Source organism: Allobosea sp. P4_E12 (genome assembly GCF_056401655.1).
This window is the reverse complement of sequence record NZ_JBFUIY010000001.1, coordinates 379,929-393,013: the sequence shown is the minus strand read 5'-3', so window position 1 is coordinate 393,013 and position 13,085 is coordinate 379,929. Positions and strand designations below refer to the sequence as shown.

Sequence of the window (13,085 nt, the reverse complement as noted above, 5' to 3'; positions counted from 1 at the left end):
GCAGCGCCCATCTATGCAGCGGAAGGGTTTATGATCGGTTGAGACAGGACTGAAAGCGCGATGTTCCTGCGCTCTCGGCCGAAATGGCTCAGTCCGCCTTGTCGGCCGTGATCGTTACGGTGTCGCCGTCGATGGCGAAAGCGACCTTCATATTGGCCGCGCGGGCGACCATGCCGGCGTAAAGCGGCTGCACGGCGTGGGCGTCGATCGTGCCCGTCTCGGAGCGGCCGGCGAGCAGTTCCTCGACATGGGCCGGAATGCGGGCATGAGAACCGGTGGCGGTGATATGGAAGCTGCCCTGCTCGCCCTCCAAGGTGGTGCGGGCGACGAGACGTCCGCCGCGCGGCACCGCCTGCGTCGCGAGGATCAGCAGGTTGAGCACGAGCTTGACCTGATTCTTCGGCAGCAACGCGCGCGGGGCCTCCCAGTCGAGCGAGAGCTTGTCATCGTTCAGGAAGCCATTCGCGACCGTGCCGGCATCGCCGAGGTCGATCATCGCGCCTGCCGATCCCGCCGCGCCGAAGGCAAGCCGGGCGAATTGCAGGCGGGCGGACGCGCTGCGCGCGCTCTTCTTGATCAGCTCGAGTGCGAAATCGCGCATCGAGGGATCGTCTTCCTCCAGAACCTCGAGCGCGTTGACGATGGCGCCGACCGGGCTGATCACGTCATGGCAGACCCGGCTGCAAAGAAGCGCAGCCAGATCGAGCGGCTCGAGCGAGATGTCGGTCATGGCAGATGTCCTGGGAACAGCGTTTCGGGGCGCGCTCATGGCAAATGAAGCGCCGATAGGATAAGGTATGAGGCGATCTTGGTTTGCATGTGGTTAACTGTGTTTTGGCCAGCAGAACAGCGAATGGGCGCCCAATCCGCATGATAGCGCCCGATGATCCGCGCCTTTCCGACCGCAATGCGCTGGCTGAGAAGCTGGCCGAGGCGGCGCGCCTCAGCGGCGCCGTGCTTTTGGCCATGCGCGCTGCAAGGGATGTGCGGAGCAAGGCGGACGGTTCGCCCGTCTGTTCTGCTGACCTCGCCGCCGATCACGCCGCGAAGGCGGCCCTCGCGCGGCTGCTGCCGGATTTCCCCGTGATCAGCGAAGAGAGCGTCGAAACCGCTCAGCCTGCCCCCGTTTTCATCCTGCTCGACCCGCTGGATGGCACGCGCGAATTCCTGGCGGCTGGTGGCAGCTACTGTGTCGCTATCGCCATCATCAGCGGCACGCGGCCGATCGCGGGGGCGATCGCCGCGCCGGAGATCGGGCGGCTCTGGTTTGCGGGGGAAGATGCTTTTGCGCAGGCCATCGCGCCGGATGGCTCAACGCTCGGTGCGGCGCAACGCATCGTCGCCCGCCCCACTCCGGCGACCGGTCCAGTCGTGCTAGTCAGCCGCTTTCACGGAGACGCGCTCAGCAGCAGCGTTCTCAGCGCGATGTGCAAGAGTGAACAGATGCCGATGTCCTCGGCGGTGAAATTCGGCCTGATCGCCAGTGGCGAGGCCGATCTTCATGTCCGCGGAGGAACAACGATGGAATGGGATATTGCCGCCGGCGACGCGATTTTGACCGCAGCCGGCGGTGTCGTCCGGCAGCTCGACGGCAATGTGCTGCGCTATGGCGGCGCCGAGCGGCACTATCGCAACCCGTCCTTCGTGGCGGCCAGCAATGAGGGATTGGCCGGGCGCGCGATCGCACTTGCGAAGGAACTGACGCTTGTCGGCCAGACGGGTACCGTAGGTTAGATCACAGGACCGGATAATCGTATCCGGTCTCCTAACCTTCCATGGTCGCATCGGCTTGTCCGAAAACCGCAATTCGTTTTTCGGGCCGACGCTTCAGCGAGCGATCTGCTGGCTGACGCGCTGCCAGTTGGATTCCGCAAGTTGGCGCAGGGAGGTTTCCTGGGTGAAGCGGCGCCTATTCTCTTCGCTTCGAAAGAGGAAGAGCCGCGAACCAATGATCGCGAAGCGACGCGGGTCGGTCTCAACGACACGTCCATCGGCTACCGCGAGCGGGTCGAAGCCTGCAAAGGCTGGCTCGTAGACGCCGGGCGAATCACGAAAGGCTTCGCGGTTGCTGGCCGTGCTGAAGCGCCAGACTGCGCCATCATAGATCAGCTCATAGTCCGGGCGACCGGAAACCGCGCGACCTTCTGCCTGATAGGCAACGGGGTCGTATCCGCCCAATGCCAGCCCGGAACGGCTGTCGCGCTGCATTTCCTCGCCAATTGCAGGCAATTCCGGAAGGCCATGGGGCAGCGCCGCCGGCTGGGCCAGCACCGGCTGGACCGCGATGGCAAGGGCGAGAACGCCGACTGCGATCGAAATCCAGCGCTGCCATTTTACGGCCTTCATCACAGATTCCTTTGCTGGGTGACGACGGGGAAGCACCTCCGCGCAATCTTCACGGGTTGGATACTCTTGGGGCGTATCAAACTGGTTACTGAATTGTCGCGCATTCGCGTGATGCCGTGCCCCGCCGCGCATCCGGCCACCCGGCCGGGATGCGACGCCTAGCCCGGAGTTTCCTCAATGGATCTCACTCGCCGTTCTCTTCTGGCCGGTGCGGTTGTCTCGGCCACTCTTGGACTGAGCAGCCTGCCGGTCCTGGCGCAGAGCCAGAATCCGCAGTCCTTTTCCCAGACCGAGCTCGTCAGCTCCGGTCATCAGTTCTTTGGCAATGTCTCGCGCGGACTTGCGCTGACGATCGAGGAGGCGGTCCGGCGCTGGGGCGAACCCAATGGCTATGTTCTCGGCCAGGAGGCGTCCGGTGCCTTCGTCGGTGGCCTCCGCTTCGGCGAAGGCACGCTGTTCACGCGTAATGCCGGCGATCGGAAAGTGTTCTGGCAGGGCCCGTCCGTCGGCTTCGACTTCGGCGGAGAAGGCGCTCGCACCATGATGCTGGTCTACAACCTGCCGGTCGTCGATGCGCTCTACCAGCGTTTCGTCGGCATTGACGGCTCGGTCTACTTTGTCGGCGGCTTCGGCTTCACTGCAATGGCAGCCGAGGGCGTGACGCTGGTGCCGATCCGGACCGGCGTCGGCTGGCGGCTCGGCGTCAATCTCGGCTATCTCAAGTTCACGCCGCAGGCGACCTGGAACCCGTTCTGACCGGGAGGGCTCGTTTTGCTGGCCATGGCGCTGTTGTCATGGCAGGGTTTCGTTCTTGGAATCGTTCCTGATCGGAGCCCGGTGAATTGATCGAAGCCGTCATGCTCGTCACGCTCGGCTTCCTGACAGCCATTCTGCTGGCGCTGGCGGCATTGCCGGCGCTTGCCCGACGGGCCGACCGCCTGGCTCGCAAGCGGGCAGAGGCGGCGTTCCCGCTCTCGCTGGCGGAGATCGCAGCCGATCGAGACCATCTGCGGGCGGAACTGGCGATGCAGGCGCGGGCTCTCGAGCAACGGGCGGAAAGCGGGTTCGCTGCAAGGGCTGGGGCGATGGAAGAGCTCGGCCGCCGCGACATGGCGATCGGGTGGCTCGAACGGGAGCTCGGTGCCCGCGAAGAACGCATCAGCGGGCTCGAGGGCGATCTGGCGGCCACGCGCACCGATCTCTCCGAAACCCGCGACGCGCTGGCCAGGGAAATCGCAGCGGCGGCGCTGGCCAGTGGTACGATCGAACAGCGGATCCATGATCTAGGTGCATTGGAGCACAGCCTGAACGAGGCCAGGCTTGCGTTACGTGGCACTGGCTCCGATCTCGATGCACGCACCGGAGAGCTGGCAGAATTGCGCGCGACGCTCGAGCAGACCCAGGCACTGCTTGCGGAGCGTGAGGCCGAGCTCGCGCAATCCCGCCAGGAAGGCGATGCTCATCGCGTTGCGCAGGTCGAAGGCCGCACGCGCATCATGGTGATCGAGGGAGAGCGCGGCGAGCTGGCAGCCCAATTCGCGGCGAGCCGGCGCGCCGTCGATCAGGCGACGGCCGCGCTCAAGGCGATGACGACCGATCGGGATAGCGAAAGACTGCGCGCTGACGCCCTGGTCGCACGCGCGGTACAAGCCGAGGCAGGCCTTGCGGCGGCTGATTCTGGCGCAGTCGAGGTCGCTGCGGAGGCTGGTCGTCTCGCGGCGCTCGCCCGCAAGGTCGAGGAGGAGCGCGACCAGCAGGTGCGGATGAAGCAGGAACTCGAAGTGGAGTTGGCGCAGGAGAAATCCATGAACGCGTCCAGAAAACAGCGCGCCGCCGAAGAGGTCGCGCAGGCCCAGAACGAGTTGCGGGCTCGGGATGCCCGGTTTGAAACCGAGCATGCGGAAGCGCAGACCCTGCACGGGGCACTGGCTCAGGTGCGAGCCGAGCTTGCGCGCACCCAGCAGGAACTGTCCCAGTTGCGACGCGAGGCGAAGCCCGTCGATGATCCGGCTGCGCGGAGCGACAATGCCGCTCTGCGGCGGGAGATCGTGCGGATCGCCGATCAGCTCCTGGCGCCGCCGCCGAGCCGGGAAGCGGCGGAATAGCGCGCAATCCCGCGGAAAACCGTTTCCACCTTGGGCGCTTGATGCTTTAGGAAGGCGCGCAGGCTTTTCGCCGCGTCCAACAGCTCTGGCCTGAGACGGTGCCGTGACGGATAAGACACTCGATATTCTCTGCATCGGCGAGCCGCTGGGCGAGTTCAATGCGACCCGCGGCGAGGCCGGTTCGTTCCGCTTCGGACATGGCGGGGACACCTCGAATTGCGCGATCGCCGCGGCGCGGCAGGGTGCCAGCGTCGCCTATGCCGGCGCTTTGGGGGATGACAGCGCAGGCCGCTCCTTCCGTGAGCTCTGGGCCAGGGAAAACGTCGATGACAGCCATGTCACGACCCATCCGACCGCGCCGACCGGGCTCTATTTCGTCGATCACGGACCGAACGGGCACGTGTTCTCGTATCTGCGTGCGGGGTCGGCCGCGAGCCTCTGCGGACCGCGCGACCTGCCGCTCGACTTGGTTCGGTCGGCCAAGGTGGTGCAGGCATCGGGGATCAGCCAGGCGATTTCGGCAAGTGCCTGCGATGCGGTATTCGAGGCCTTTGCCGCGGCTCGTGCGAGCGGCGTCACCACGGCCTACGATACCAACCTGAGGCTGAAGCTCTGGCCGCTGACCCGGGCGCGAGCGATCATCCATGCGGCCTGCGCCATGGCCGATATCGTGCTGCCAGGCTTTGACGACGCGACCCAGTTGACCGGCCTGAGCGAGCCGGATGCGATCGCGGATTTCTATCTCGGCCTTGGCGCAAGGATTGTCGCGCTCACGCTGGGCCACGAGGGCTCGCTGGTTGCGACGCCGGAGCGGCGTCAGCGCTTCGTGCCGATCAAGGTCGACGCCATCGATGCGACCGGAGCCGGCGACTGCTATGACGGGGCCTTCCTCGCAGAATATGTGCGCACGGGCGATCCCTTTGTCGCTGCCGCCTACGCCAATGTCGCGGCGGCACTTTCCACGCTGGGTTATGGCGCAGTCGCGCCGCTGCCAAGGCGCGCCGATGTCGAGGCGCGGATGGCCGTTGAGGCAAGGGCTTGATTGAGATGAACGTTCCGATCCTGAGCCAGGCCGGCGATCTGCTCGCCGGCTATGACGTGCTCATCAGCGATGTCTGGGGCGTCGTGCATGACGGTGTCTGGGCCCTCGAACCCGCTTGCGATGCGTTGATCAAGTTCCGGCAGCGTGGCGGGGCAGTCGTGCTGCTCTCGAATGCGCCCGGTCCCTCGGAGCAGATTGCCGGCGTTCTCGACGACAAGCGCGTTCCGCGCGAGGCCTGGGATCGGCTGGTGACCTCCGGCGATGTGACCAAGGCGCTCATCGCAGCGAGCCCGACGCGGCAAATCTATCATATCGGCTGGCAGGCGGACCGGGCCGTGTTTGCGGGCCTCGATGTCAGTCTCGTCGACGAAGCGCAGGCGGAGCTCGTCGTTGCGACGGAGCTGAACGACTATCGGCGCGAGACACCAGAGGATTACCGTCCGCTGCTGACGCGCTTGGCGGCGCGCAAGCTTCCCTTCATTTGCGGCAATCCCGATCTCGTCGTGCATGTCGGCGAGGATCTGCTGCCCTGCGCCGGAGCGCTTGCGACGATTTACGAGGAACTTGGCGGTTCGGTCGCCTGGGCCGGCAAGCCGCATCGTCCGGCCTATGACCTGGCGCTTGCTGCGGCCCGGGAGGCTCGGGGCGGCCGAGCGATCGAAACCGACAAGGTTCTGGTGATCGGCGATGCGGTGCGGACCGATCTCGCTGGGGCTCGCATGATGGGCTTCGACAGCCTCTTCGTCGCCGGCGGCATCCATCGCGAAGAGACGATCCTGGATGGACAGGTCGACCCGGCCGGTGTCACCCGCGTCCTGGCCGGGCAACCGGCCATGCCTGTCGCGGCCATGGCCGCGCTCGCCTGAGCGCGCTTCAGACCGGAGGCGCCCGCTGCGCCTTCAGCCAGGCTCCGATATCGGCGTAGAGCCCCTCGAAGGGGCGGAAGACGAAGCGGATCTTCGATCGGCCTGGCGGCACAGCGACCGCCCGGAACAGGACATTGGCGCGAAGCAACTGAGCTGGCTTGCCATCGACTTCGACCTGCCACCAGTGATGCCAGACATCATTGAGCACGACATAGCCGCCGCGCGGTGAATCCGCCTCGAGAGCGACTTCGGTGGTGCCGTAATCGACGATGCGGACCGAGCCGGGCTGAACCGGCCCGGCGGGCACGGGCGGCGGGGCCCTCTCCAGCAGGACCGTGGTTCTCGGGTCGAAACCTGCCGGCCATTGGCCGCTTGCCAGGATCGCGCCGAAATCGGCCCGCTCGGCCTTCTCGACGAGCAGCACGCGCGGCAAGGCGCGCGGGTTCTCGTAGACATAGGCATCACGCGTCCTGGCGATCTGAACGAGGTCGCCAGGCTTCAGGGTCTTGTCGATCTGTTCGACGGGGACGCCGGTCGCGATGAAACGCAGGCCGAGCATGTCGGCGAGCGGTGAGCGGTAACCCGGCATCAGCGGTGAGAACGTGCGTTGGTCCGGCAAGGCGACATGGTCGCCCGCGCCCGTGGCCTTGCTGTAGAGACCGAGCCTGAGGGGATTGTAGCCGAGCGTATTGTCGAGTTGATGGACGAGACTGGCGTTGGGCCAGTGGAAATCGATGCCAGCGAGTTCGATGCGGTCGCGGCGGTCCGGCGCGGCGGTGCGGGCCGTCTCACGCTTGAGCAGAGCAATCGTCTCGTTCGTGCTGTCGGCGCGCAGGACGTCATAATTCTGCGAGGGCAGGGCGGTGGATTCGCTCGGACCGTTATTGACGGAGAGATCCACGGTCAGCGTCGCCGCCAGCAAGGCAGCGGCCGCCAGCGTTGCCCCTCTCAGCGCGAGTCCGCGTGCCGCAACCAGTGCGCCCGCGCTCAAGAGGGCACAGAGCAGCGCCGTGACGAGCGGGATCGTCGCGACACCGACACGTCCGACGGTCCAGGCGAGCCAGACGGCAAGCCCAAGGGCGCCGGCCAGGAGCGCGGCCTCGACGAGCACCTGCCAGAGCCGCGTCGGTGGCGCCGTGTCGGTCATGACGAGATGGGTCAGGTAGCCGCCGAGGATCGCAAGCAGCGCCCCCAGGATGAAGAGCGCGTCGGCCGGCCGCCGGTAGAAACTCACGCCGGGCAGCGCCTCGAAGATCAGCCGGAAACCGGGTGTGTAGCGACCGAGTGCGTAGACCAGCACCAGCAGCGCTGCGATGGCGATCGCGATGATCTCACGCCGCAGCAGCGCGCCACGCACCAGTCCGACGGTCAGGATCAGCAACATCGGCAGGAAGCCGAGATAGAGCTCACCCATGTTGCGGGCGAGATAGAGATCGAGCGGTCCGAACCGCTGTTCCCAGGCAGGACTCGGCGGCCCCCAGAAGTTCTCGAGTGGCCCTGCCGCGCCATAGAGATTGGCAATCAGCCCGGTGAGCAGGGATGCAGGGTGCAACGAACCCTTTCCGGCACCGATGAGATCGATGGCGGGGCGGTTCGATTCCTGGGCCAGGAAGGCGGTGAGCAGGATCGGAACGGTCGCGACGAGGATGGCGCCGAGCGACCCGGCGAGGAGCGGGAGGATGCTTGCGCGCAAGGCCCGCAGCGGTCTGTCGGCCATGGCAATGGCGGCGATCACCAGCCCGGCCAGGACATAGACGCCGAGCAATGCGACCTGATCGCGGCCAAGCACCATGAAGCCGGCCACGATGCCCGCTGCCAAGCCGTAGATCAGCGAGCTGCGTTCAAGCGCACGCGACAGCAGCAATAGCGTTATGGCGAAGTAGCCGAGACTGAGCACCTGCCCGATATGTTGGATGCGCCAGGCTGCCGAGGCGCCGAAGGCGAAGGCGAGAGCTGCAACGACGGCACCGGCCGGATGCCAGTTGCGATCTCGAAACAGCAGCACAACCGCGAGGGCGCCCGCCAGCAAGGTGCCGAGCACTGCGCCGTCGCTCCAGCGAAAGCTCGGCGCCGGATTGAAGATCGCGATCAGCGCGAAGGGGGGTGAAAAGATCAGGGATTGCGGGTCGGCGACCTGCGGCGATCCGGCAAAGACATAGGGCGTCCAAAACGGAGAAAGGCCGCGGTTCAGCGCCGTCGCCAGGAATTGCAGCTGTGGGTGAAAATGCGCTTTTGCATCCCAGGGAATGGTGACGATTCCCGAAAGCCAGGGCCAGGACAGAGCCAGCCAGGCGCAGAATACGATGCAGAACACGCTGACCAGCGGCCAGCGTGTCGAGGGAACCGGAGGGGGGGCGGTGCCGGGCTCGGACATCAGTGAGCTCTGCCCGAAGCTGCAGCCTCGATCAATCCGTCGGGGCGGCGCGAGCCATCAACGCGTCCATGTCGATGAAGTGACCGGCACGGTCCCGCTTGGAGGCGAGATAGCGGACGTTGTGGACGTTCGGCCGGCCGAGCACGCGCTGGGTTGCGGCGACCTCGAGGCCTGCAGCCTTGATCGCGCCGATCTTGAGCGGGTTGTTGGTCAAGGCGGTGACGCTCGTCACGCCAAGCTGCTTCAGCATCGTGGCGGCAAAATCGAAATGGCGCTGGTCGAGGTCGAAGCCGAGCACTTCGTCTGCGTCATAGGTATCCCAGCCCTGACTCTGCAGGCGGTAGGCGCGCATCTTGTTGGAGATGCCGTTGCCGCGGCCTTCCTGGTCCAGATAGAGCAGAATGCCACCCTCGTTCTCTGCCATCCACTGCACGGTCTCGCGCAGCTGGTCGCCGCAGTCGCATTTCAGCGATCCGAAGAGATCACCCGTCAAGCAAGCTGAATGCAGGCGCACGGGCACGGCCGTGTCGAGATTCGGCTTGCCGACGATGATCGCAACCTGATCGCGCAGGCCCTCGCCGCCGCGGAAGACGACGAACTCGGTCTCCGGCGCACCTTCCAGCGGCACCGGCGCCCGCCCGACGATCGCCAGCGATGCGACCTGTTCGCCCCGGTAGGCGTTGATCGCTTGAATGGTGACCTCGACCAGCGGCTCTCCGGCGATCTCGTCAGCTGCGACCGGAACAAGGATCGTCGCTGGCAAAACCAGCGAAAGCCTGGCGAGCTCGATCGCGGCTTCGTCGAGCGAGCCGGCTGGCGCAACGGGCGCATCGACCTTGGCGTCGATCTTCAAGGCAAGGGTTTCGATCCGGGCAAGGTCGAGCGCCGGCATCGCCAGGATGCCGGTCTCGCTCCGGCCCTTGGCTCCGAGCCTGCGCAAACGCGCTGCGCTGAGAATGAGGTGCGCTCGGCCGCGGGCAAGTTCGTCTAGACGCTGAGCCAGATCAGCGTCCGCGAGCTCCGCGGACAGGGCCAGAGCCAGATTGACGCCATCGCGCAAGAGCACCGGTCGGGCGGCGCGGAATTCGGCGATCGCACGATCGACCGTCACGAGGCTGGTTTCTTGCGAGCGGCCGAAGAGCGTACGCGACCTAGACATCGGCGACTTGGGCATCGAACTGTCCGTCAGATTGCACCGGCGAGCGGCGGAGGAATGTTTATTCTACGATCAGGAAATCGCTAGGTATGCGCGACTGACCCCGGTTTCGAAACGTTCCCGGGGGCAGACGGTTCCCGTTGCCAAAACCCTCACGTCGGCTGCACTTAGCAGCCATCCAATCTGTTGCCGCCAGCTGTATAGGAAGGTGAGATTGAACGCGAGATGAATGGGCGAAGGTAGCAGCATACCCAATCACAGGAAGCCATGGGAGAGCAGGGTGATCAGTCACGACGCCAAGGCCGCCAAATCGGGCATGGGAGAGATCTACAGCCCGGTCGCGCGGGGTTTCCACTGGCTGATCGTTGCGCTCGTCCTCGTGATGATTCCGCTTGGCCTGGCGATGACCTATCGCGGCAAGACCCTCGATATCTGGGATGCACTGACCAACTCTCTCTACAGCGCGCATAAGCTGATCGGCTTCACGCTGCTCTGGCTGATGGCCGGGCGACTGGCTTATCGCCTGCTGCATGGCGCCCCGTCCGACGAGCCGACCCTGCTGTGGTGGCACAAGGCCGGTTCGCATCTGGTGCATTGGCTGCTCTACGGCCTGCTGCTCATCGTGCCGATTCTGGGCTGGATCGGTGTGTCGCTCTTTCCAGCGCTGACGATCTTCGATCTGTTCGATCTACCGGCACTCGCTGCGCCGAACGAGGATATGGCGAAGAGGGTGCTCAATATCCACGGGTGGCTGGCGCTCGGCATGGCTCTGCTGATCGCAGCGCATATCGCAGCCGTGATCTATCACCGTTTCATCCGTAAAGACGGCGTATTGCGGCGGATGTGGCCCGGATCGCGCTAGCCGACCCGCTTCAGACGGGCCGGGCCCAGAGGTCCTGATGGCCGACGAGCCCGGACACGGTCGCGCGCTTGGCCTCCAGCCAGTCTGCGACCGTGGCGGGGTCGACATGGCCGGTTTCGGTGACCGCCTCGGCGATGCCCTTGGTCAGGGCCTCCGCCAATTCGCGCTGGCTCTCGTCGATCAACCACGGACTTTCGCCGGTGGAAACCGCGAAGCCGGATTTGCGGAAAGCCTCGGCCATCGCCTCCGTAGCATCCGGTCCAGCGGCTGGACCAAAGCCTTTGTCGCTGTGCTGATGATGGTGGAAGGCCGCCAGGACCCTGGCGTCGGCGTCATGTTTGGGCTGCCACTGCTCGCGACCGTCATAGGTCAGCACCGTGTAAAGCGGGACGTTCTGGCTCACGAGTGCGGCGACGAAGCGTTCGAGCCATCGCTTCGAGGTGAGGTCGAACAGGGCTGCGGCGGTCACCAGATCGGGCTGCCAGCCCAGGACCCATTCGAGATCCTTGTTCAGGTCCGCCTTGCGGGTATCGACGGTGATCGTCTTGCTGCCCTTGCTCAGAACGAGCTCCTCGCCCTGCTCGCGGACGTCATCGGCCCAGGCCGCGAGGCGCTCGCGAGCGACGCCAAGCAGGCGCTCATCGAAATCTACGAGCGTCCAGTGCTGCCGGGCGGGGAGCGCGGAATAGGTGCCGCGTAGGTTGGAGCCTGCGCCACAGCCGAGATCGACGATGGTGAGCGATGGGCGGCTGGAGAAATGGGCGCCAACGGCTGCAAGCAATTGCGGGTTGCGTGCCGCGTGATCGGCCGGCTCGCGCAGGGCCAGCCAGTCTGGAGAAAAGCCGCTCATGCAAACACCTTTCGGCAGGTCTCGGCGACGATCGTCGCGGTGTCTTGCCAGCGAGGCAATGTCTCGGCCGCGGCCCAAGAGGCATCGGCGAGGCGCTTTCTGCCAGTCGGTTGAGCCAGAAGCTCGCTCAACGCCCGGGTCAATGCGCCGGCATCGCCGGGAGCAACCTTGATGGCGGCGGCGTCCGGCACTGTTTCAGCTGCTGCGCCGCCGGTGGTGCACAGGATCGGCAGGCCTCGCGCCATCGCTTCGGTCAGCACCATGCCATATCCCTCGAAGAGGGAGGGCATCACGAAAGTGTCGGCCTTGTCATAAGCCTGCGCCAGCTCGGCCTCGCCGACGACCCCCGCCAGCGTGATCCGGTCTTGAAGCCCGGAAGACGCGATCTGTGCCTTGAGCGCGAGCGTTGTCGCGGGTGCACGGTCGGCTGCGCCGATGATCGTGAGCCGCCAGGCAAGGCCCTGCAGCGGGCGCAAGGCCTCAACCAGGATGTCGTAGCCTTTGCGCGGGACGAGGGATCCGACCGCGAGCAGTTGCAGCGGCTCGTCCGGGCGCCCGCCGGCAGCACGCGGTGCCCGATCGACGCCGGGTTCCGCCACTGCGATGCGCCCGGCGGGGACTCCGAAATCGGAGACCAGAAGGCGCTTGGTCGCCGGACTCGTGACGATGATGGCGCTCGCATGACGCAGGGCGGCGGTTTCGCGCGCAATCAGCGCTCGGGCCTGCTCCGTTTCAAGTCCGGTTTCGAAGCCGAGGGGGTGGTGCACCAGCGCGACCACGCGACCGGCCAGGCCGGCTGCGATGTTTTCCGGAAAGGCTCCATAGGCCAATCCGTCGATCAGCAGGACGTGATCTGAAGGCTGTGACAGAAACAGCCGCCGGGTCTCGTCGAGATCCTGCGGCGTCGGGTTTGGGAAGGAACCGGGCAGGGGGAGATGCCGCGCCGCGACGCCGTTCGCGCGCCATTCCCGCAGGAGGCGACGATCATAGCCGTAGCCGCCCGTAGGCAGGTCGATCTCGCCGGGGATCGCGAAGACGATCTCGCTCACGCGAGGGCGCCCTCATAGCTGGCGCGGGCGAGGTCGGTCTCATGCAAGGTGACGCGGATGCGGGACAGCCCGGCGCCGTCCTCGCCGAGGGCCCCCGACTTCGCGGCTCCAGCGATCGCGTCGAAGATGTATTTGCAGAGGAATTCGGTGGTGGTGAGCACGCCGGAAAACTGCGGCAGCGTATCGAGGTTCTGATAGTTCAACGGCTTCAGCGTCTTGTTCAGCACGTCGAGCGCGGCGCCGATATCGACCACGACATTCTGGCGCGTAAGCCGCTCGCGGAAGAAGGCGACATCGACCACGAAAGTTGCGCCGTGCATGTTCTGCGCCGGGCCGAAGAACGGATCGGGCAGCGAGTGGCCGATCATGATGCGGTCGCGGACTTCGACGGAAAACATGTGCAACTCCCTTGAGCCGGCGCGTCGGCAGGCTCCT

General features: G+C 65.6%; 13 protein-coding genes. 6 read left to right on the top strand and 7 right to left on the bottom strand.

Annotation, left to right across the window (positions count from 1 at the left end; all coding sequences use genetic code 11):
• Positions 1-88: 88 nt before the first annotated feature.
• Positions 89-730: a histidine phosphotransferase ChpT gene (gene chpT / locus AC1DW9_RS01940; RefSeq protein WP_476775237.1), complete on the bottom strand. Its 642-nt coding sequence runs from the start codon at positions 728-730 to the stop codon at positions 89-91.
• A gap of 140 nt (positions 731-870) precedes the next feature.
• Here chpT and AC1DW9_RS01935 point away from each other — a divergent pair, with 140 nt between their 5' ends.
• Positions 871-1,734, top strand: coding sequence for a 3'(2'),5'-bisphosphate nucleotidase CysQ family protein (locus AC1DW9_RS01935; protein WP_476775236.1), 864 nt, complete (start codon positions 871-873; stop codon positions 1,732-1,734).
• A gap of 93 nt (positions 1,735-1,827) precedes the next feature.
• Here the strand turns inward: AC1DW9_RS01935 and AC1DW9_RS01930 are convergent, their stop codons facing one another.
• Positions 1,828-2,478: a YHS domain-containing (seleno)protein gene (locus tag AC1DW9_RS01930; RefSeq protein WP_476768080.1), complete on the bottom strand. Its 651-nt coding sequence runs from the start codon at positions 2,476-2,478 to the stop codon at positions 1,828-1,830.
• A 45-nt stretch (positions 2,479-2,523) separates the two neighbouring features.
• Between AC1DW9_RS01930 and AC1DW9_RS01925 the strand changes: the two genes are divergently transcribed.
• The 4 genes from AC1DW9_RS01925 (at position 2,524) to AC1DW9_RS01910 (ending at position 6,359) form a co-directional block, all read left to right on the top strand.
• Entirely contained in the window at positions 2,524-3,102 is a 579-nt protein-coding gene (locus tag AC1DW9_RS01925) for a DUF1134 domain-containing protein (protein ID WP_113510877.1), read from the top strand.
• Between the two features lie 86 nt (positions 3,103-3,188).
• Positions 3,189-4,451: a coiled-coil domain-containing protein gene (locus tag AC1DW9_RS01920; RefSeq protein WP_476775235.1), complete on the top strand. Its 1,263-nt coding sequence runs from the start codon at positions 3,189-3,191 to the stop codon at positions 4,449-4,451.
• 103 nt (positions 4,452-4,554) lie between these two features.
• Positions 4,555-5,493, top strand: coding sequence for a sugar kinase (locus AC1DW9_RS01915; RefSeq protein ID WP_441505150.1), 939 nt, complete (start codon positions 4,555-4,557; stop codon positions 5,491-5,493).
• Positions 5,494-5,498: 5 nt separating this feature from the next.
• The gene (locus tag AC1DW9_RS01910) at positions 5,499-6,359 is read left to right on the top strand and encodes a TIGR01459 family HAD-type hydrolase (protein WP_476775234.1); all 861 of its coding nucleotides are present in this window, start codon (positions 5,499-5,501) and stop codon (positions 6,357-6,359) included.
• Between the two features lie 7 nt (positions 6,360-6,366).
• Here the strand turns inward: AC1DW9_RS01910 and AC1DW9_RS01905 are convergent, their stop codons facing one another.
• Both AC1DW9_RS01905 and ribA read right to left on the bottom strand, forming a co-directional pair.
• A complete protein-coding gene (locus tag AC1DW9_RS01905; RefSeq protein ID WP_476775233.1) occupies positions 6,367-8,733 on the bottom strand; it encodes a glycosyltransferase family protein in 2,367 nt (788 codons plus the stop codon).
• Between the two features lie 31 nt (positions 8,734-8,764).
• On the bottom strand, positions 8,765-9,907 hold the full coding sequence (ribA, locus tag AC1DW9_RS01900; RefSeq protein ID WP_476855012.1) for a GTP cyclohydrolase II RibA: 1,143 nt from the start codon (positions 9,905-9,907) through the stop codon (positions 8,765-8,767).
• Between the two features lie 262 nt (positions 9,908-10,169).
• Between ribA and AC1DW9_RS01895 the strand changes: the two genes are divergently transcribed.
• Positions 10,170-10,751, top strand: a complete 582-nt coding sequence (locus AC1DW9_RS01895) for a cytochrome b (protein WP_441505154.1) — start codon at positions 10,170-10,172, stop codon at positions 10,749-10,751.
• A 10-nt stretch (positions 10,752-10,761) separates the two neighbouring features.
• Here the strand turns inward: AC1DW9_RS01895 and AC1DW9_RS01890 are convergent, their stop codons facing one another.
• From AC1DW9_RS01890 to AC1DW9_RS01880, 3 genes are read right to left on the bottom strand one after another with little or no spacing between them, the layout of a single operon-like run.
• Complete coding sequence (locus AC1DW9_RS01890; protein ID WP_476775231.1) at positions 10,762-11,601, bottom strand: SAM-dependent methyltransferase; 840 nt, start codon at positions 11,599-11,601, stop codon at positions 10,762-10,764.
• Positions 11,598-12,650 carry a glycosyltransferase family 4 protein gene (locus tag AC1DW9_RS01885; RefSeq protein WP_476775230.1) on the bottom strand — a complete coding sequence of 351 codons (1,053 nt, stop codon included), beginning with the start codon at positions 12,648-12,650 and terminating at the stop codon, positions 11,598-11,600. Before AC1DW9_RS01885 ends, AC1DW9_RS01890 begins: the two co-directional genes overlap by 4 nt.
• A complete protein-coding gene (locus AC1DW9_RS01880) occupies positions 12,647-13,048 on the bottom strand; it encodes a 6-pyruvoyl trahydropterin synthase family protein (RefSeq protein WP_113510869.1) in 402 nt (133 codons plus the stop codon). Before AC1DW9_RS01880 ends, AC1DW9_RS01885 begins: the two co-directional genes overlap by 4 nt.
• Positions 13,049-13,085: the final 37 nt, after the last annotated feature.

Coding starts and splice junctions, on each gene's coding strand:
- AC1DW9_RS01890 (WP_476775231.1), bottom strand. CDS start 11,601: ATGAGCGGCTTTTCTCCAGACTGGCTGGCCCTGCGCGAGCCGGCCGAT.
- AC1DW9_RS01930 (WP_476768080.1), bottom strand. CDS start 2,478: ATGCGCGGCGGGGCACGGCATCACGCGAATGCGCGACAATTCAGTAAC.
- AC1DW9_RS01910 (WP_476775234.1), top strand. CDS start 5,499: ATGAACGTTCCGATCCTGAGCCAGGCCGGCGATCTGCTCGCCGGCTAT.
- AC1DW9_RS01880 (WP_113510869.1), bottom strand. CDS start 13,048: ATGTTTTCCGTCGAAGTCCGCGACCGCATCATGATCGGCCACTCGCTG.
- AC1DW9_RS01925 (WP_113510877.1), top strand. CDS start 2,524: ATGGATCTCACTCGCCGTTCTCTTCTGGCCGGTGCGGTTGTCTCGGCC.
- AC1DW9_RS01905 (WP_476775233.1), bottom strand. CDS start 8,733: ATGTCCGAGCCCGGCACCGCCCCCCCTCCGGTTCCCTCGACACGCTGG.
- AC1DW9_RS01935 (WP_476775236.1), top strand. CDS start 871: ATGATAGCGCCCGATGATCCGCGCCTTTCCGACCGCAATGCGCTGGCT.
- chpT (WP_476775237.1), bottom strand. CDS start 730: ATGACCGACATCTCGCTCGAGCCGCTCGATCTGGCTGCGCTTCTTTGC.
- ribA (WP_476855012.1), bottom strand. CDS start 9,907: ATGCCCAAGTCGCCGATGTCTAGGTCGCGTACGCTCTTCGGCCGCTCG.